Raw genomic sequence first — 17,468 nt, 5'->3', positions numbered from 1 at the left:
AAAGGTCTTCATTGCACGCCTCCGGCTTTCCATCGACCGGGCATGGGGCCCGGCCCATCAGGATGCCGACGCCAGCACCAGCGGCGCCAAGCGCGATTAGGCTATGTGGTGTAGGAGGCGGCCACCGCGGTGAACCTGGGTAGGGTTGAGTTGCGAGCTGCAACCCCTGCTTTGGAACCCCACGATGACCGAGCAAGAGACTGCCCTTCGCGAGCTTCTGACGAAAGGAACGGATGCCTCCTTCCTGCGGGAGATGATCGGCTTCGCGGCCGAGCGGCTGATGGAGCTAGAAGTCGGCGGGCTGACCGGCGCCGGCCATGGCGAACGCAGCCCGGACCGCCTGGTGCAGCGCAACGGCTATCGCCAGCGGGACTGGCAGACCCGGGCGGGCACGGTGGAGCTGCGCATCCCGAAGCTGCGGCGCGGCTCCTACTTCCCGTGCTTCCTCGAACCCCGCCGGACCGCCGAGAAGGCGCTCGTGGCGGTGATCCAGGAAGCCTACGTGCACGGCGTCTCGACCCGGGCGGTGGATGACCTGGTGCAGGCCATGGGCGGCTCGGGCGTCAGCAAGAACCAGGTGTCGCGGCTGTGCGCCGAGCTGGATCAACGAGTGGGCGCCTTTCTGTCCCGCCCGATCGAGGGCGAGTGGCCCTATCTGTGGCTCGACGCCACCTACGTCCGTGTGCGTCAGGCTGGGCGGATCGTCTCCGTGGCCGCCACCATTGCGGTCGCCGTCAACAGCGACAGGCGACGGGAGGTGCTTGGCATGGCGACCGGCGTCAGCGAGGCCGAGACGTTCTGGACCGACTTCCTGCGCTCGCTCGCCCGGCGCGGCCTCCGTGGCGTGAAGCTGGTCATCGCTGATGCCCATGAGGGACTGAAGGCCGCTGTGCGGCGCGTGCTGCACGCCACGTCCCAGCGCTGCCGCGTGCACTTCACGCGCAACGCCCTGGCGCACGCCGGCAAAGGTCACCGCCGCCTGGTGTCGGCCTGGATCGGCACCGCCTTCGCCGAGCCGGACGCGTCTCCAGGGACACGACCTCGCTCGACATGAAGGGAGATAAAGCCACACCGATGCGCCCTTCGTGCGGAATGGTCCGGCGAGTTGCGGGGTAAGGCCAGCCTCGCGCGAGAAGGGTGCCGTCGGATTGGCGGTTGAGGCGTAGGATCCCGCTATGTCCTACGCGCGGAAGACCGCTGCAGGTTCATTGGCGAAGGCGGCCGGTCTGTGCAGCCGCGCAAGCGCTTCCCGCACATGCGGCGCGACCGAGCAGAGGTGGCGGAAACCTCGTTCGCCCGGATCGACCCTTGCGCGCCGGAGCAGGTCGCGCAACTCCCCCTCCTCAGCGGCGGACAGGGCGGCGGCTTCCGGCTCCGGCACGGGCGGCAGTGGCGGCACGACGGCCAGCGGGTCGAGGGAAGGCCGCCTTTCGCGCCCGCCCGTCGCCTTCTCGTAGGCATGGGCGACGCGCAGCACCGTCGCTTCCTCGAAGGGGCGGCCCGCCACCTGAAAGGAGAGCGGCAGCCCATCCGCGAAGCCGATGCACTGCACGAGCGCGGGCGCACCGGTGACGTTGAAGACCGGCACGTGCGAGCCATGGCCGCGCCAGAAATTCGCCGGGCGCCAGTCGGACAGCAGCGGCGCCGGGCCGGGCGCCGCGGTAACGAGCACGTCCACCTCGCGCTGAAGCGCCTCGATCTCCCGTGTCATGATGGCGCGCAAGCGGTTGGCCTGCACGTAGTCGGCGCCACGGATCAGGATGGCGGGCAGGATGCGCGTGAGGAAATCCTCGCCGAACCGATCGGCCTGACGGCGCAGCGCATGCTCGTGCACGGCGAGGATCTCGCTTTCGGCCGCGATGATCTTGCACTCGGCATAGTCGCGCGAAGGGCGAATGCGCACGTCACGCAAGTCGGCACCCAGGCTGCGCAGTACGGCGAAGGCCTGCTCCAGCGCCGCGGCCATGGCGGGGGACGCGGGAAGGTCCTCCTCGAAGAAGTGGCGCAGCACCCCGATGCGCAGGCCGCGTAGGTCGCCGGTCAGCGCCGCCCGGTAGTCGGGCGGCACGACCTGGGCGCTGGCGGGGTCGCCGGGGTCATGCCCGGCCAGGACCTGCAGCGCCAGCGCGCAATCCTCCACCGTCCAGGTCATGGGGCCGACATGGTCCCAGCCGAAGGCGTTGGGCATGACGCCGCGGCGGCTGACGAGCCCATAGGTGGGCTTCAGTCCGACCAGCCCGCACAGCGCCGCCGGGTTGCGGATGGATCCGCCCGTGTCGGAGCCGAGGGCGAGCGGCATCAGACCTGCCGCTACCGCCGCGCCGGAGCCGGAGGAGGAACCCCCGGTGAAGCGCGACGTGTCCCAGGGGTTGCGGGCGGGCGGCGCGAAGAGGTCGAACGAGGGACCGCCATGTGCGCATTCATGCGTCGTGAGCTTGCCGAGCAGGACCGCGCCGGCCCCGCGCAGGCGCCGCACCACCTCGCTGTCCTCCCGCGCCATCTGGCTGGCATAGGCGCGCGACTGGCCGGTGGTCGGCACCCCCGCCACGTCGAAGATGTCCTTGAGCCCGAACGGCACGCCGTGCAGCGGGCCGCGGGGGCCGCCCGAGGCGATCTCCTGCTCGGCCGCCTGCGCTTCCTTCAGCGCGGTGTCGAAGCTGGGCCGCAGGTAGCTGCTGATCTGCCCGTCCAGCGCCTCCGCGCGCCCGATCAGGGCGCGGGTCAGCTCGACCGGGGAAAGCCGCCTCGTGGCGATGAGCCGCGACGCTTGGGCGATGCCGAGGAAGCGGGGATCGGTGGGAATGGCGTCGGGCATGGGGGCGACCTCAGTCGAGGGTGATGCCGGCAGCGCGGATCACCGCACCCCACTTGTCGCGCTCCGCCAGCGCGAAGCGGCCGAACTCGTCGCCCACCTTGTCGCCGGCGCGGGCACCCTGCGCCGCAAGCTGGGCGATGACGGCCGGCTCGGCCAGCATGCGGGCCAATTCGCGGTGGAGCCGGTCCAGGATGGGTGCGGGTGTGGCGGCGGGTGCGAAGAGGCCGAACCAGCCCTCGGCCTCGTAGCCGGGCAGCGCGGCCTCCGCGACCGTCGGCACATCGGGCAGCACCGGGCTGCGCTGCGCGGAGGTGACGCCGAGCGCCCGCAACCGCCCGGCGCGGATATGCGGCAGGCTGGTCGGGAGCCCGTCGAACATCAGGTCCACCCGTCCGGACAGCAGGTCCGGCAGCGCGGCGGCGCCGCCATTGTAGGGCACGTGGACCATGTCCAGCCCGGCCATCGTTCGGAACAGCTCGCCCGAAAGGTGGATGCTTCCTCCTGCCCCGCCGGAGGCGAAGGAAAGCGGGCGGGTGCGCGCGAGGGCGATCAGCTCCGGGACGCTGGCGGCGGGGAGACTAGGCGGCACCACCAGCACGTTGGTGACCAGTCCCACCAGCGCGACCGGCGCGAAGTCGCGGATCGGGTCGAAGCGCAGCGAGCGGTAGAGGCTCGGGTTGATCGCGTTGGTGCTGGCAGCGCCCATCAGCAGCGTGTGGCCGTCCGCGGGCGCGCGCGCAGCGGCCTCCGTGCCGATGTTGCCGCCCGCACCGGGGCGGTTTTCCACCACCACCGGCTGGCCGAGCGCCTCTCCGAGGCGCTGCGCCACCAAGCGGCCCAGCAGATCCGTGGTGCTGCCCGCGCCGAAGGGGACGATGATCCGCAGCGGCCGTCCGGGCCAGGACGCGCTCTCCTGCCCCGAGGCGTTCGAGGCGGCGAACAGGGGCAAAGCGGAAAGCAGCGCGCGGCGGTGCATGGCGTGGATCCTTCGGGACACCCCCCAACGGTGAAGGAAACCGCGCCGGGGGTCGAGCAGCGCCTCGGCCCCCGCCATCGGCGGAGATCCATGAACAAGCGATGTCCGGAGGCCGGCGGGCCCGACGCTGGGTCCAGCCGAGACCACGTCGAGGCGCGTCGTGCGGCCATCAACCCAGATCGTCTCACCACTGACCACCACACGCCGCACCGCCCGGTTTGCAGCATGATAGATCAGCGAGCGGAGCGGGTCGCGCGGCGGCGCCATCAACGGGCGGTGCAGATCAACCAGCACGACGCTCGCCGCTGCCCCGACCTGTAGCCGGCCAAATCGTTCGGCCCCAGCGCTTCTGCGCCGCCGACCATGGCGGCGTGGAAGATGCCCTTTGTCGTTGCGGCCGCAAGGTCGCGCGCCGCGTTGCGCGCCAGGATGAGGGCGGTCCGCATTTCCTCGATCAGGTTGTGCGGCGCGACATCCGTGCCGAAGCCGACCCGCACCCTCGCGTGCCAGCTCCGCTTGCGCGGCGGCGAGGAGGCCCTGCAACGTCCAGAAGCACGCATTGGGGCGCACCGCGAAGGCCATGGTGGATTCCGAATGGGGGCAGCGCTGTGCCCGGTGCTCAGTGCCCCGCTGGCCTAGGCGGAGAGTGCCCCTGCTGAGCTGCGCTCACGGCTCGTCCGGCCGGCGCCATCTGACGCCCCCAAGAGGATCCGGCGACACCTCTGCGTGATCCGCCGGTGCCCCCTCAGGCGCAGAGTAGACGAATCCCCTGGCTTCGGTAGGAAGAACCCACTCCTGAGGTTTCAAAGCCGCCAGCGCCGAACATGCTGCTGGATCAACGGATCCATGGACACTGCGTGGCGTCTGCCGCGCAGCGATGTGCAACCTACAGATATGTTCGCGCCAAGACACCTGGGTTCATCGATCGTAACGGAGAGCCATGATGGCTGATGCTTCCGGCTTTAGCTTAGGGCACGCAATCGTCCTTCTGGGTGCGGCGACAGTGGCGGTGCCATTGTTCCGGCGAACCGGGCTTGGCTCCGTCCTGGGTTACTTGGCGGCGGGACTGGTCGTGGGGCCGTTCGGCCTCGGACTGTTCAGTGATCCTGAAGCGCTGCTCCATACCGCGGAACTGGGCGTCGTTCTGTTCCTGTTCATCATCGGATTGGAGATGCGCCCCTCGAAGCTCTGGAAGCTGCGGAAGCAGATCTTCGGGCTGGGCGTGGCACAAGTCGTCACGTGCGGTGCTCTGCTGACGATGGTTGCCATGGCGGCGGGCTTCAGTTTTCCCGTCGCCACAGTGTGTGCGATGGGGTTCGTCCTGTCTTCCACCGCTGTCATCATGCAGTTGCTGGACGAGGGAGGCGAGACGTCCTCGCCCGAAGGGCAGCGCGCCGTCGCGATCCTGCTTCTGGAGGATCTCGCGATCGTACCTTTGTTGGCGCTCGTTGCGCTGTGGGGTGCCGTCGACAGACCGGCGGGTGAAGACGCAGCGCCCCTCTGGCAGGGTGTTGCCATCGCCCTCGCGGGACTGGCGGCATTGCTGGCCGGAGGCCGGTTCCTGCTCGACCCGTTCTTCCGGATCATGGCGCGTTCGGGCGCACGTGAGGTGCTGACCGCCGCTGCATTGCTCGTCGTCCTGGGCTCCGCGGTGTTCATGCAGAGTGTCGGTCTGTCGATGGCGATGGGCGCCTTCCTGGCAGGCGTGCTGTTGTCAGAGTCAAGCTTCCGGCATCAACTGGAGGCGGATATCGAGCCATTTCGCGGCATCCTGTTAGGCCTTTTCTTCTTGAGCGTGGGCATGTCGCTCAATCTCCGCATCGTTGCCGACGAGTGGGCTCTCGTGCTGGGCGGGGTCCTCGCCTTCATGGTCGTCAAGGCCTTGGGCATCTATGTCATCGCACGCCTGGCGCGGTCGGATCATGCCGCGGCCGTGCATCGCGCCGCGCTGTTCGCGCAAGGTGGCGAGTTCGCGTTCGTCCTTTTTGCGGCAGCGACAGCGGCCGGCATCTTCGATCTGCGCATTGCCGCGGTCATGAGCGCAATCGTGATCTTGTCCATGGTGCTGACACCGGTCGTGCTGTTGATCCAGACGCGTCTCCGGCAGCAAGGTCCAGCTTCCTTGGACGGCATCGATCGGGCCGAAGGCCTGCGCGGGCGTGTCTTGTTTATCGGGTTCGGGCGCTTCGGTCAGGTGGCCAGCCAAGCGTTGCTGGCGCGGGGCGTCGAACTTTCCTTGATCGAAACCGACGTGGATATGATCCGAGCCGCCGGCAACTTCGGATTCAAGATCTATTATGGGGATGGCACACGTCTGGACGTGCTGCACGCATCAGGCGCCGACACGGCCGAGGCCATCTTGGTATGCGTGGATAATCCAGAGGCCGCAGACCGGATCGTTGAGCTGTGCCAGGCAGAGTTCCCATTGGCCAAGCTCTTCGTCCGCTCCTTCGATCGCGGCCATTCGCTGCGGCTGATCAAGGCGGGGGTGCAGTTCCAGGTCCGGGAAACGTTCGAATCCGCGCTCGTATTCAGTGAGGCTGTCCTGGCGGGGTTGGGTTTCGACGAGGAGCAGGCCAAGGAGGCGATTGAAGACGTCCGGGCGCGCGACCAGGAGCGTGTCGAGATCGAACTCGTCGCGGGCCTCGAAGCCGGGCGCAAGCTGATCCGCGGCAATGTGGAGACACCGGAGCCCAGCCCCTTCTTCAAGACGAGGCCTGCCAGCGCTGAATAGCGGCAACACACTGACAGTGTGGCCGCGATCCGCCACGAGCCAGAGGGGCACATGGGTAGTCGCGTGAGCAACGGCACGGCCTACGTCAGCCCGTGCGCCTGTCCGGGCGCGAGCGCGAAGGCCGCGGCACGCCCAGTGCCATCGGCCCCGGCTCGGCAGGGGTCGCCCGCCACCAACGGCTTCAGATTGGGGACTAACGGGGCCTTAGCTCCCGGTCTCCAAGCAGCTGAGTCCGCAGCCGGTCCAGCTTCGTCCTATCAGCCACCGTCGCGCCTGGCTGGCGTGCCAAGTGCGCCGTTAGCGTCCTGGCAGTGCGCAGGGCAGCGCTGGCGGAGGTGAAAGCTGGCTCGGCCTGACGCTCCGCTCCGGCCGCGACGACCGCAGCGAGCACATGCCAGTGGAGCCCAGCACCGGCAAGGGGCCGCCCGTTGGCCGCGTCGGTCGCTGACCTGCCCGCTAGAAGCGGACCGCCGGATGAGTGAGTCCGGCGAAGCTGTGGAGGGTGTCGGAGATGACGGCGAAGCACCACAAGCCAGAGGAGATCGTGACGAAGCTGCGCCAAGTTGAGGTCCTGCTGGCGCACCGGGTCCGGCGGATTGAAGCTCGACCAGATGAAGCGGCTGAGGGAACTGGAGCAGGAGAACGCGCGGCTTCGGAAGGCGGTGTCGGACCGGACGCTCGAGAAGGTCATCCTGAAGGAAGCCGCCGCGGGAAGGTGGTGGGCCCGCGCGGCGGACCCGCGTCGAGTACGTCGTGCGCGAGCTTGGCGTGGTGCAGGTAGTCGTTGGATCAGGCCCCAGGCGAAGTTCCCTCCCGCGCCGACAAGGCCGTGGCGCCACGCTTCCACCAATGCCGGAAAAGCACGCCCACGACGGCAGCCAACACGACGCAAGCCAGTGCGATGGCGACCCCCTTCGGGCCGAGCAGTGCCCCAAGGAAATAGCCCCCAGCGACGAAGCTGGCCGACCACAATGCGGCGGCGAGAAAGTTCCAGAAGGCAAACTTGCCCCAGCTCATCGGTGACAGGCCGATGGCCACACTTGCCACGTTGCGGATGCCGTAAAGGAAGCGGAACGACAGAATGAAGAGGACGCCGTACCGGTCCAGTAGCTTGAGGGCACGCTCAACGCGCGCAGCAAGCTTTGGCCGCTTGGCCACGAATGGCCTGCCCCAGCGCCGCCCCACGAAGAACCAGCACTGATCGCCTAGAAAGGATCCCCACCAAGCGACCAGAAACAGGAGAAACGGGTCAGGCGTACCGAAGACTCGCGCCGCGGCTCCGCCGACTAGAACAACCGTCTCACCTTCAAAAAACGTCCAAACGAAAACGAGCGGATAGGCCCACCATCCGTGCTCAGCCCACAAATCCTCCATCACGCTCCCCGGCTTCGTGTCTCGCCCCTTCGGGCTCTTGTTGTGTGGGCGTCGTGCGCTTGCACCGCATGACGCCCCTGTTCTCGCGGAAACCACCCCGCCTCGTCCACCTGTTTCTCACCGCTGCCAAGAGCATTCTTGCCGTGCATGGCTTCGGGTGATCTGAGTCTATGCTGCGAATGAAGCAGCGAGGTTGGTGATGACGGCACCTGATCAGCCCCCATCGGATGCTCCGCTGCGAATGTTGGTTGTATGAACCCTAACAGCACTGGGTCCTGAGGGTTGGGCTTTCATGGCGAAGCCCCTTGTGTCCGACGCGCTGCGGGCAACGGTTGAGCCGCTGCTGCCGCCTGAGTGGCTCAAAGCCGAGGACAAAAGCCGGTTTTGTGCGTTGAGGGGCGATGGCAGCGCCTTTTGTTCCTGACGATCTTTGGGTTGCGATCTCGCCCTTGTTGCCGCCCGAGCCAGCGAAGCCCAAGGGCGGACGCCCGCAGGTGCCGGACCGGGTGGCGCTGGCGGGGATCCTGTCCGTGCCGCGAACGGGGATCCAGCGACGCGACGTGCCGGCCGAGATGGGCTGCAGCGGCAGGACCTGCTGGCGCCGGCTGGTCGAGTGGCATGCCGCCGGGGTGTGGCGAGCACTGCATCGAACGCTGCTGCAGCGCCTGTGCCACGCCGACCGGCTGGACTGGAGCCGGGCCTTGCTCGACAGCACCTCCGTGCGCGCCAAAGGAGGGTGCGGAGACCGGGCCCAATCCGACGGACCGTGGCAAAGCGGGGACCAAGCGGCACTTGGTCGTCGATGGCGAGGGCACGCCGCTCGGCCTGACGCTGAGCGGAGCCAACCGGCACGACAGCAGGATGATGGCGCTGACCCTCGACGCATGGCGCCAGTGCCCGGCCGGCGTGGACGGCCACGCCTTCGTCCGAGCAAGCTCCACGCTGGCAGGGGCCATGACCACCGGCAGTGCCGCCGCGAGTGCCGGGTCCGCGGCATCGTCCCGCGCATCGCGAGGCGCGGCATCGACAGCAGTGAGCGGCTCGGGCGTCATCGGTAGAAGGTCGAACGGACCTCCGCTTGGCTCGCCCAGTTCCGCCGCCTGGCCGTCCGTCATGAGCGCCGCGCCGACGTGCAACTTGCCCTGACCACCCTTGGCATCGCCGTCATCTGCATGCGTCAGATCAGGCGGCCTTGTCCCTGAATTTTAGGCGCCTTTATCCCTAGGGGGATCCCCTCATTCTTCCGGAAGGAAGAAATCAATACACTGGAGCACACACAGCAAAAGGGCCGGGCTGTCGCCGATCCTTGAGCTTGACACAACACGAAACCGAAGCCGTGAGCGGATACGCGTATTTCGAAGGTCCCGACTCCTGGGGAGAATCAACGCGGGCATCAAGCGGCTTCATCTGAGCCCGATAGGGCAAGGGGTGAATCATGAATACGCATCTGATCAGCTACGATCTTAGGGAACAGGGACGCGAGTACCAGCGGCTTTACGATTGCCTCAAAAATTGGCGAGCAGTTCGTGTGCTCGAATCTGTTTGGCTGCTCCAGACGTCGCGCGACGCAGAAGAGATTTGGGACGACCTCCAGGGATATGTGGATCGCAACGACGCCTTGTTCGTTGCCCGCCTTACGGGCGAAGTGGTTTGGCACGGAATCCTGAATTCGCAGCCCGTAGAGCAGATAATTGCAGCGCAGCCAGCCTTCTAGGCTGGAACCATTCGCGCAGCTTTGTCCAGCAGCACGCGGGGTGGACGGGCGCAATCGCTGGGGCATGGCGCCGAGATGGTTCAGAACTGAAAGAGAATGCGAAGTCCTCCCGCGGGCGGCCTGCGGGGTTTCGGGGCCCCGAGTTCGCGAGTGCCAGGAGCATTCGGGAGTGCGCGAATACTCGCCAGCTTGAAACTGATTCAGCTCAAGAATGCTTCAAAAGGCGAGCACTCGCGACGTCGCGGCCTGGATCTTCTGGGTCATCCGCGTGCATTCGCAACTTTGCCTCGGTTGACCGTCGTTCTGGTGTTGGCCTCCGACCTCCAGGCAGTGCTCGTGGAAGACTACATCCGGATATTGCTCGAAGCGGTCGGATCCGGCGATGACAATGCGAACTCGTGCACCGCATGCGCAAGTGACGATCATGCCTATGTTCCTTACATCGCGACCGCATTCTGCAGTCGCCCTGGGGGGTCCAACGCCAAGTTGTCAGAGCCTCTCGGCGTGCTGGCGAGTGGGGGGGTCCTACTCGTCACTCCTCAGCAGGAGCAAAGGCTTAATAACATCCTTACTAAAATAAGAAAGTGTAAACTTTTACCTTGTGGCAACTTTTTGTACGTATCCCTCAGCGGTCCCGCTTGCAAGCATGGCGCCGCTGCCTTCGCAAAGCGGTCGACGGCGAGAACCCTGCCCAGAGCGCGAAGTGAATGCTCAGCCTTTGGTGTTCTCACCGCCGCGCCGGTCCTCCATGCGACGAGGTCCGGCGGGAAAGCCGTCCTTGCGGCAGTGGTCGCTGGCCTCGCCGAACGACCCGAGACGCTGCTGGGCCATCTCGTCCTTAAGCCTATCCTGACACCAACGGACCTCGGCCTTCTCCTTGTGTCATCGCCGGCGTCCTGGTGTTCCTAACCCTGGACGAACTGATGCCCGCAGCGAAGCGCCACTCGGTCAGGCACGAGGCCACCTACGGCCCGGTGGCGGCATGACGCTGCTCGCCTTCAGCCTCGTCCTGCTGCGGTAGCGTTCAGTCCGCCATTGCGATCTCGGTACGGGCACCGAGGTTTGTGGCATAGGCGGCAAGGGCGCGCCGCATGGCGTGCAACGCCCGGAGGTCGCGTCCCGCGAGCTGGACGTTCTGCGTCATCTGGTTCGCGGGATTCACGTGACTTCCAGCCGTCACGACCTCGTAGTGAAGATGCGGCCCGGTCGAAAGCCCGGTGGAGCCGACGGCGCCGATAACATCGCCCTGCCTTACCCGCCGCCCGGGTGCGATGCCGCGCGCGAAACGCGAAAGGTGAGCGTAGCGCGTCTCTGTCCTGCCAGCGTGGCGCAGCCTGACGATGCGGCCATAGGCGCCCTCCGCCCGCGCTGAAACCACCGTCCCGTCGGCCGCGGCATAAACCGGGGTGCCTGTCGGAGCGGCGAAATCAATCCCAGCATGCAGGCGCGTGAACCCGAGCACGGGGTGGCTTCGCATTCCAAAGCCCGACGACACCCTCGCCCCGTCGAGCGGTGTCCGGAGGAAAGCACGGCGCAGGCTGCGGCCTTGTGCATCGTACCAGCCGACCGCCCCATCCCGCGCCTCGTGCCGCCAATAAGCGAGTTCCCGGCCCGAGAGCGTGAGTTCCACCTGGAGCACCCGGCCATGGCCGAGCAGGCCGCCGTCGTCGCCGCGGATTCTCTCGAACAGGATGGAGAAGCGGTCTCCGGGCTGGATGTCGCGCTGGAAGTCTACCTCGTGCCCAAGCGTGCGGATGAGCGACAGGGCGAGGCCCGGCGGGAGGCCAGCGCTTATTGCAGCGGGGTAGAGCCCGCCATCGACCGTGCCCGATGCGCGGGCCAGCATGCGATGCTGGGGAGCCACGACCTCTTCGACCTGCCACTGCCCCTCGCGCAGGCGCGCACGGACGCTGGTTCCCGGTACGGGCTCAACTTCCACCCTGACAAGCGCATCGTCGCGCGCGGGATCGAGGTGGATGGCGATCTCCTGTCCGGGCTTGAGGGACCGCGGCGGGAAGATTGGGGCGAGCGCCGCAATCGCCGGCGCCACCTCGGCCGCGTCAATGCCAGCATCTGCCATTAGCCCGCTCAAGGTGTCGCCAGGGCGGACGTGCAGGACACGCTCTGTCGTGGCCGTGCCGCGCGCCTCGGTGGAGATAGGCCATGCCATGGCGAGAAGCCCAACCAAACCTGCCGTCAGCGCAACCGTGAACCGTGCCCCCATAGGAACCCCCGATATTCGCTCCGGGGAGGGTCAATCAGGCCGCAGCTGTCGCGTCAACGTCAAGGCGCGGCAGTCTGAGGCGCTGTCCCGCCGTCCGCTCTCGCCTGCTCCATCACATGGCAGGAGGCCTTTATTCTGCGGCGAAGCAGTAAAACAGGCCCGAACCGCCGGTCGTGCGCAGAGCTTCGAGGCTACAGCCGCGCGAGGCATGGGAGGAATTCCACGAGCGCGATGCCTCGTCGTCCCGCAAGCCCTCGCGGTCGTGATGTCCGACGAAGGCTGAACCCTCGCCGCCGCTGGTCCAGTTACGGCAGGTGCGGTCCTCCGCGCCGCTGAAGGCCGTGCCGTCCGGTTGCGACCCGGTCAGGATGTCGTGGTTATTGGGCTGCTGGCGACGGCCGTTCACCGGCTCGCCGCGCTCATTCAGCGCAGTCTGCAGGGTCAGGTTGTTCTGGGCATGCAGCTGCTGCACGTCATTGGCGACAACCTCACCCCTCGCGTTCCGCCAGGGTCCGCGGCCGATGCGGTCGCGGGCGTTCACCGCGCCTGCGCCCTGTGTGCTGAGGTAGGCGCGCCATGTTCGCCCGCTGAGCCCGGCCGCTTGGGCCAAGCGTTCGCAATGGGCGTCCGCCCCGGCCAGACCGCCGAGATCGGCGCCCTGGCCGGGATTGGTGCTAGTGACGAAGAAACTCATGTTAGGCGCACCCGCTTGTTGCGCCGGTACATGTCCTGGCGCGAGCAGCATCGCGGAAATGAACAGGCCCAATGCCGTTATGCGCTTCATGCGCTTCCTCCATCGGCTCTTTCAAGGACTTCGGCCGGGGCACTCTAGAGAGCTTGAGGCGCGGTGCGCAACGCGCCAGGAGGCGCAGCCGTCACCCAGCCTGCCTGCCATGTGGTTACCCATCCTTCCTCAGCGGTTCGCCCACCCCTTCGCGCCTGTTCGATGTCTCCACTGTAAGCACAGCGTCCCGCCAACTCCTGAACTCGAAGTATTCAGGCAGTAGTAAGAACTGGGATCGTGGCTGCTGAGTTCCCACGGACGCCCAGACCAGAGGCCGGGCCGCCACCAAGCGAGTGGAAGTCGCCGTCCACAGAGCGCACAAGGCCCTCGCCACGGCCCACGCGCGCATACCAGGGATTGTCGAGCACGTGCGCGCGGGCCAGCCAATGAGCTTTATGTCACCGTCCCGCACGCCCGGGCACGCGCAGATCCGCTCGCCGAGACGTTGAGGCGCAGATCCTGGAGGGCGGCCCTCGTGGCCACGGGCCGACTGCCGCGGGAGCGGCGGCACCGTGCGCTGAACCGCGTCGAACCATTGCTTCTGCCTACGCTGCTGGCCTCACTGGTGGGCCCATCACCCTCGGCTTTGCATCCATTCACGTGCCCTGGATGCGAGAAGGCTTCCGGCTGGACGAAGGCGCAGGAGACACGCCGCGCGGATTCCGGGCGCTCTAATTCAGCGGAGTGACTGGAACCACACTGGGCTTCGGCGACATTGTTCCTTTCGTCACGCCGATGCGTCTGGTGGCTCTGGCACAGGCCGGCGCCGGATGTGTCGCTACCCCACTGACCGTCACCCACTTGCTGATCGTCACCGGCGCGCTCGAACGGCGTCGGGCTGCGGCGCTTGCACTGTTCCACGAAGCGGGGTGCCGTCCTGACGCTGCAGCGGCGCTGGTGGCGCGCCGTCACTCGAATGGGGCGTTTGTCCGCCTTGACGAAATGCTCGCGGAGGCTGCCCGCTCCCTGGTGGGGTGCTGGAAAGCCAGGTCGAGCATCCGGTGATACAGTATTTCCATCCCGTCGAGGTCCCATGATGGCCTGCCGCGGATGGTGTTTGAGCGCCTGGAGATAGCCGCCGTGCTCCGTGCCTTCCCTAGCTCGGATCGCTACCGGGAGATCTGCGATCACCCGACGCTCGCTACACAGGAGAAGATGGCTTTCCATGCAATCCGCGAGGCTGCCTCGCCGCTCGACTTGCGGTCACACGCCTCGGTAAGAAAGGCGGTGAGCGCTGAGAATATCAGGAGGACGCGTACTTGGCTGACCGGGGCCTGCGTCCCTGAACGGTCGGACACGGCAGCAACCACAGGCACCGATCTGGAACGCCGCTCATGTGGGGAGGGGGATCTGAAGATTCCTGCCGCCGGCCTCGGCTATGACCGGGGCGAGCTGACGGGGGACCAGGACCCACGCGCCGCCACGGAGGCTGACCGCATGAGTGAAGATGCATGAGGCTTGGCCAACCTGCCTTGCCGCCCGATGTTCCATGCACGTCGTTTGCCACGCCACTCCGAGGATCAGCCATGCTGCTCGCTTTCGCCAGGGTCATCCTCGCCGGCCGCTTCATCCTGGTGGTGTTCTTTCTGGGCCTCATGTGGGGTCTTGCCCTCTATGCGCTACGCTTCATGGGCAAGCTTTGGGAACTGACCACCGAGATCTGGCAGAAGACCGAGGCTGACCTGCTCATCGATGTGCTTCACCTGCTCGACAGCGTTCTCGTCGCCTCGCTCGTCGTAATGGTGGCGCTGTCTTCCTACGACAGCTTGGTGGACCGGTTGCAGGGTGAGGCCGATCAGCAGGAGATGCGATGGGTGTCGCGCACGGACCACGGCAACCTGAAGATCAAGGTCGCGACGGCCATGGTGGCCATCTCCTCGATTCACCTGCTGCAACTCTTCCTTCAGGCCGAGACGCAGAACGAGACGGCGATCTTCTGGCGGGTGGTCATCCACATGGTCTTTCTGGTGGGCGCTGTGCTGCTCGGCATCCTGGACCGCCTGGGCGCCCATCACGGGGATGCGGGGAAGAACGAAAGGGTTTGACGCTGGCCTCAACCAACAGAAGCGCTGTAGGGGTCACGCCGCCGCAGGGCCTTTCGGCCCGTCGTTCCTCCATGGTCCCAAGTTCCTCTTAGGCGCGGATCCCGAGGCCATCAAACAACGGTTCAGCCCGGCACCCCTGCTGCCCTCAGTGCGGCAATATAGCGGTCCCGGATCCCCTTGTCCCGGAACGGAGGGATGACGTCCTCGAGACTGCAATCTGGCGGTACCAAACTCTTCATGGCGGCTGCGGCCTCACGAGCCTCTTCCTCTCGGCCCAGGAGCATCAGCGCGCCGATCAACGCGCGGCGTCCCGGAAGCCAGACCGGCCGCATTCGCACCACGCGCTCGGCCCAATGACAGGCTGCCTCCAAGTCGCCTGCAACAAAATGGGCCAACGCAACGCCCGACAACATGAACGCCATCGCAGGGTCGTGAGGACTGAGACGTATGGCGCGCTCAAAGAGCGGAAGGGCCTTGTCTGGCTGACAGGCAAAGACATAAACCCAGGCGCAGCTCAACAAGACCTGGGCTGAGCCGCTGTTCCGCGCGAGCGCCCACTCGGCTGCTTCCACACTGGCCTCATGGTCCTTCCCGAGATGAACGATCGCGATGGCCGCGAGACGGAGCACGCCCGGATCCGCCTGGTGCGGATCAAGAAGCTCTCGCGCCCACTCCGTTCCCTCGGCCCATTCCTCGGGTCCCGACCAGCCCTGTGCTTTCCGGTTCACCCGGTGCCCGACACTGTAAGCCTTCGCCAGCGCGAAGCTCGGATCGATTTCAACCGCTTGGCAGAACAGGGCATGGGCCGCGTCACTGTCCTGGCGCGTCAAACGATAAGCCCGGCTCAATCCTCGAAGAAACAGGTCGTAGGCATCGAGACTCTCCGTGGGCTTGGACGCAGTGCGTCCGATCTCGGCAGCCTCCAGGCTCGGCTCGATCGCACCCGCCACAGCCTCGACCACTTGGTCCTGGAGGGCGAAGATGTCTTCCAACGTGCCCTCGAACCGATCGGCCCACACGTGATGCCCCGTCTCGGTTTCGGTCAGCTGCGCGATGATGCGGATGCGTCCGCCGGCCCGGCGGACGCTGCCTTCGATGACGTAATGAACTCCAAGCTCCCGCCCCACCTGTCGCACGTCCACCGCGCGGCCCTTGTAGGTGAAGGCGGAGTTCCGAGCGATCACGAAGAACCAGCGCACCCGGCTCAACGCGGTCGTCAACTCCTCCGTGATGCCATCCGCGAAGTAATCCTGCTCCGGGCCGCCGCTCAGATTGGCGAAGGGCAGGACAACAAGGGAGGCACGCGTCGGTGGCGCCAAAGGTTGAGCCACAGCCTCACTTCCGACAGGACGGTCGAGGGAAGGGGAGCTTCCCGTTGTCATGGCCTGCCTCGCGGAGTCGGCTTCCTGCGTGACCTCCACTTCGAGCAGATAGCCTCGCTTCGGCAAAGTGCGAAGCATCCGCCCATCGTCGTTGAGAACCCGGCGGATTTCGGCAACGCAGCCCGTGACGCTCTCGTCCGCCACGAACACTCCCGGCCAGACCGTCGCCAGCAACTCCTCACGCGTGACCAGCCGGCCTGCATTCGTCACAAGATGCCGGAGCACGTCGAAGGATTTCGGCCGCAGCGCGACTTCGCCGCCGGAGCCGTCCCGGAGGACGGTTCGCCTCAGGTCGAGGCTGAAGCCCGCAAAGCGGAAAGTATCGGAAGGCTTTGTCTCACCCATGGCCGGCTCTCCCGGACCCCGTCGCGGGGGAGCCTAAGCACAGCAGGGAAAGGGATGCAGCAAAATTCCATTTCTTGCCCACAAGATCTGCACAACCTCCTCAGGATTTAGACGAGTTGGCGGCGCACCCTTGGGTCACCGATGCGGAATGGCACGGAGGAAGCATCCGGAGGGTCCGGAGTGCACCGGCCAGCTTCGCGAGGGAGGCTCAAATGTCCGTCCATGCCGCACTTTCCGTCGTCCCGAAGGCTCTGGCCCGGGCCGCCATCGTTTCGGCGCTTCTCGGCACCGGCACAGCCGTCGCCCAGTCCTGCCCTTGCATGAACCGCGGGGCCGAGGACACCAGCATCGACTACGGCACGGCGCAGCCCGACAACGTCGTGGGCGGTGGAAACCTGATCGCCCGCTTCGAGGAGGAGAATCGCACCTTCACCTATCTCGAGCCGCAATACGAGCAGCGCTCCCAGCCTGGCATGGTCGCCCATGTCTTTACCTCGGGGGATGGCCGCGCCGAGGTAGTCTGGGTGCCGTCCGGGACGCTCCCCAGCGCACTCGTCACGATGGGCAGCGATGGAAGCTTGCTCCAGCGTGGCGTCCAGCGGCGCCTTGCCAGCCGGTGAGACCGCACCGGCCCGGGCCGCGAAAGGCGGCCCGGGCCCACCAGGACAAGCATCGCGCTGGGCGCGCCCCCTCTACCAAACCTGTCCGGCCGCGGCACTTGTGGGGGGCCACGGCTTTCCTGCCCAGCCATGTCGCGCAGAGCAGCAACTCGCCGGCGCCCTGACATCGCCTTTCGAGACAACGCTCGGCGGCTCCGGCCGGAAAACTCGGACCCGCTTCCGCAGCAGTTCGTCCGCCGCAACGACACACAAGCGATCCCGGGAAAGGGTGTTCTACCTTCCGGTCAGCGGCGGACGCTCATTGAGGGTGAGCCAGTATCGATCGACATCCGTGATCATGGGCGACTTCAGCGCGGAGGTCGCACGGATCCGCCCGGGCGAGCGGGCCTGGCTGGACGCGCCCTACGGCGTCTTCTCGATCGACCGCCATCGGGAGGCGCCCGGCTTCGTGGGCA

13 protein-coding genes and 3 pseudogenes are annotated in these 17,468 nt (G+C 66.6%); 9 read left to right on the top strand and 7 right to left on the bottom strand.

Going from position 1 to position 17,468, the window contains the following annotated elements:
• Window positions 1-184: 184 nt before the first annotated feature.
• Window positions 185-1,021: pseudogene (locus OF850_RS22905) on the top strand (IS256 family transposase); the annotation flags it as partial.
• Window positions 1,022-1,180: 159 nt separating this feature from the next.
• Here OF850_RS22905 and OF850_RS22900 read toward each other — a convergent pair.
• From OF850_RS22900 to OF850_RS22890, 3 genes are read right to left on the bottom strand one after another with little or no spacing between them, the layout of a single operon-like run.
• Window positions 1,181-2,815, bottom strand: coding sequence for an amidase (locus OF850_RS22900; RefSeq protein ID WP_301592679.1), 1,635 nt, complete (start codon window positions 2,813-2,815; stop codon window positions 1,181-1,183).
• Window positions 2,816-2,825: 10 nt separating this feature from the next.
• Window positions 2,826-4,085, bottom strand: coding sequence for a Bug family tripartite tricarboxylate transporter substrate binding protein (locus OF850_RS22895; RefSeq protein WP_301592677.1), 1,260 nt, complete (start codon window positions 4,083-4,085; stop codon window positions 2,826-2,828).
• Window positions 4,058-4,288 (bottom strand): hypothetical protein, encoded by a 231-nt coding sequence (locus OF850_RS22890; RefSeq protein ID WP_301592675.1) that lies wholly within the window; start codon window positions 4,286-4,288, stop codon window positions 4,058-4,060. The genes OF850_RS22895 and OF850_RS22890 overlap by 28 nt, the downstream gene beginning before the upstream one ends.
• Window positions 4,289-4,731: 443 nt before the next feature.
• Between OF850_RS22890 and OF850_RS22885 the strand changes: the two genes are divergently transcribed.
• Both OF850_RS22885 and OF850_RS22880 read left to right on the top strand, forming a co-directional pair.
• On the top strand, window positions 4,732-6,525 hold the full coding sequence (locus OF850_RS22885; protein WP_301592674.1) for a monovalent cation:proton antiporter-2 (CPA2) family protein: 1,794 nt from the start codon (window positions 4,732-4,734) through the stop codon (window positions 6,523-6,525).
• 511 nt (window positions 6,526-7,036) lie between these two features.
• Window positions 7,037-7,241, top strand: a pseudogene (locus tag OF850_RS22880) (IS3 family transposase); the annotation flags it as partial.
• Between the two features lie 73 nt (window positions 7,242-7,314).
• On the opposite strand, the gene OF850_RS22875 reads toward OF850_RS22880, so the two are convergent.
• Window positions 7,315-7,899 carry a DedA family protein gene (locus OF850_RS22875; protein ID WP_301592680.1) on the bottom strand — a complete coding sequence of 195 codons (585 nt, stop codon included), beginning with the start codon at window positions 7,897-7,899 and terminating at the stop codon, window positions 7,315-7,317.
• A gap of 401 nt (window positions 7,900-8,300) precedes the next feature.
• Here OF850_RS22875 and OF850_RS22870 point away from each other — a divergent pair.
• Together OF850_RS22870 and OF850_RS22865 are read left to right on the top strand one after the other, a co-directional pair.
• Window positions 8,301-9,101, top strand: a pseudogene (locus tag OF850_RS22870) (IS5 family transposase).
• A 233-nt stretch (window positions 9,102-9,334) separates the two neighbouring features.
• Window positions 9,335-9,613 carry a hypothetical protein gene (locus tag OF850_RS22865; protein WP_301592673.1) on the top strand — a complete coding sequence of 93 codons (279 nt, stop codon included), beginning with the start codon at window positions 9,335-9,337 and terminating at the stop codon, window positions 9,611-9,613.
• Between the two features lie 1,024 nt (window positions 9,614-10,637).
• Here OF850_RS22865 and OF850_RS22860 read toward each other — a convergent pair.
• Window positions 10,638-11,783 carry a M23 family metallopeptidase gene (locus OF850_RS22860; protein ID WP_301592671.1) on the bottom strand — a complete coding sequence of 382 codons (1,146 nt, stop codon included), beginning with the start codon at window positions 11,781-11,783 and terminating at the stop codon, window positions 10,638-10,640.
• Between the two features lie 184 nt (window positions 11,784-11,967).
• Window positions 11,968-12,621: a hypothetical protein gene (locus tag OF850_RS22855; protein ID WP_301592670.1), complete on the bottom strand. Its 654-nt coding sequence runs from the start codon at window positions 12,619-12,621 to the stop codon at window positions 11,968-11,970.
• A 684-nt stretch (window positions 12,622-13,305) separates the two neighbouring features.
• On the opposite strand from OF850_RS22855, the gene OF850_RS23840 reads away from it, so the two are divergent.
• The 3 genes from OF850_RS23840 to OF850_RS22845 all read left to right on the top strand — a co-directional run bounded on the left by OF850_RS23840 (window position 13,306) and on the right by OF850_RS22845 (window position 14,666).
• Window positions 13,306-13,626, top strand: coding sequence for a hypothetical protein (locus tag OF850_RS23840; protein WP_368044725.1), 321 nt, complete (start codon window positions 13,306-13,308; stop codon window positions 13,624-13,626).
• Between the two features lie 45 nt (window positions 13,627-13,671).
• On the top strand, window positions 13,672-14,076 hold the full coding sequence (locus tag OF850_RS22850) for a hypothetical protein (protein ID WP_301592669.1): 405 nt from the start codon (window positions 13,672-13,674) through the stop codon (window positions 14,074-14,076).
• A gap of 71 nt (window positions 14,077-14,147) precedes the next feature.
• Window positions 14,148-14,666 (top strand): TIGR00645 family protein, encoded by a 519-nt coding sequence (locus OF850_RS22845; protein ID WP_301592668.1) that lies wholly within the window; start codon window positions 14,148-14,150, stop codon window positions 14,664-14,666.
• 122 nt (window positions 14,667-14,788) lie between these two features.
• Here OF850_RS22845 and OF850_RS22840 read toward each other — a convergent pair whose 3' ends face one another.
• The gene (locus OF850_RS22840; protein WP_301592667.1) at window positions 14,789-16,393 is read right to left on the bottom strand and encodes a winged helix-turn-helix domain-containing protein; all 1,605 of its coding nucleotides are present in this window, start codon (window positions 16,391-16,393) and stop codon (window positions 14,789-14,791) included.
• Window positions 16,394-16,605: 212 nt separating this feature from the next.
• Here OF850_RS22840 and OF850_RS22835 point away from each other — a divergent pair, with 212 nt between their 5' ends.
• Entirely contained in the window at window positions 16,606-17,013 is a 408-nt protein-coding gene (locus tag OF850_RS22835) for a hypothetical protein (protein ID WP_301592666.1), read from the top strand.
• Window positions 17,014-17,468: the final 455 nt, after the last annotated feature.

The organism is Sabulicella glaciei (genome assembly GCF_026183895.1).
Taxonomy (GTDB): Bacteria; Pseudomonadota; Alphaproteobacteria; order Acetobacterales; family Acetobacteraceae; genus Roseococcus; species Roseococcus glaciei.
The sequence above is the reverse complement of the archived record's forward strand: the minus strand, read 5'-3'. Positions and strand labels throughout refer to the sequence as shown.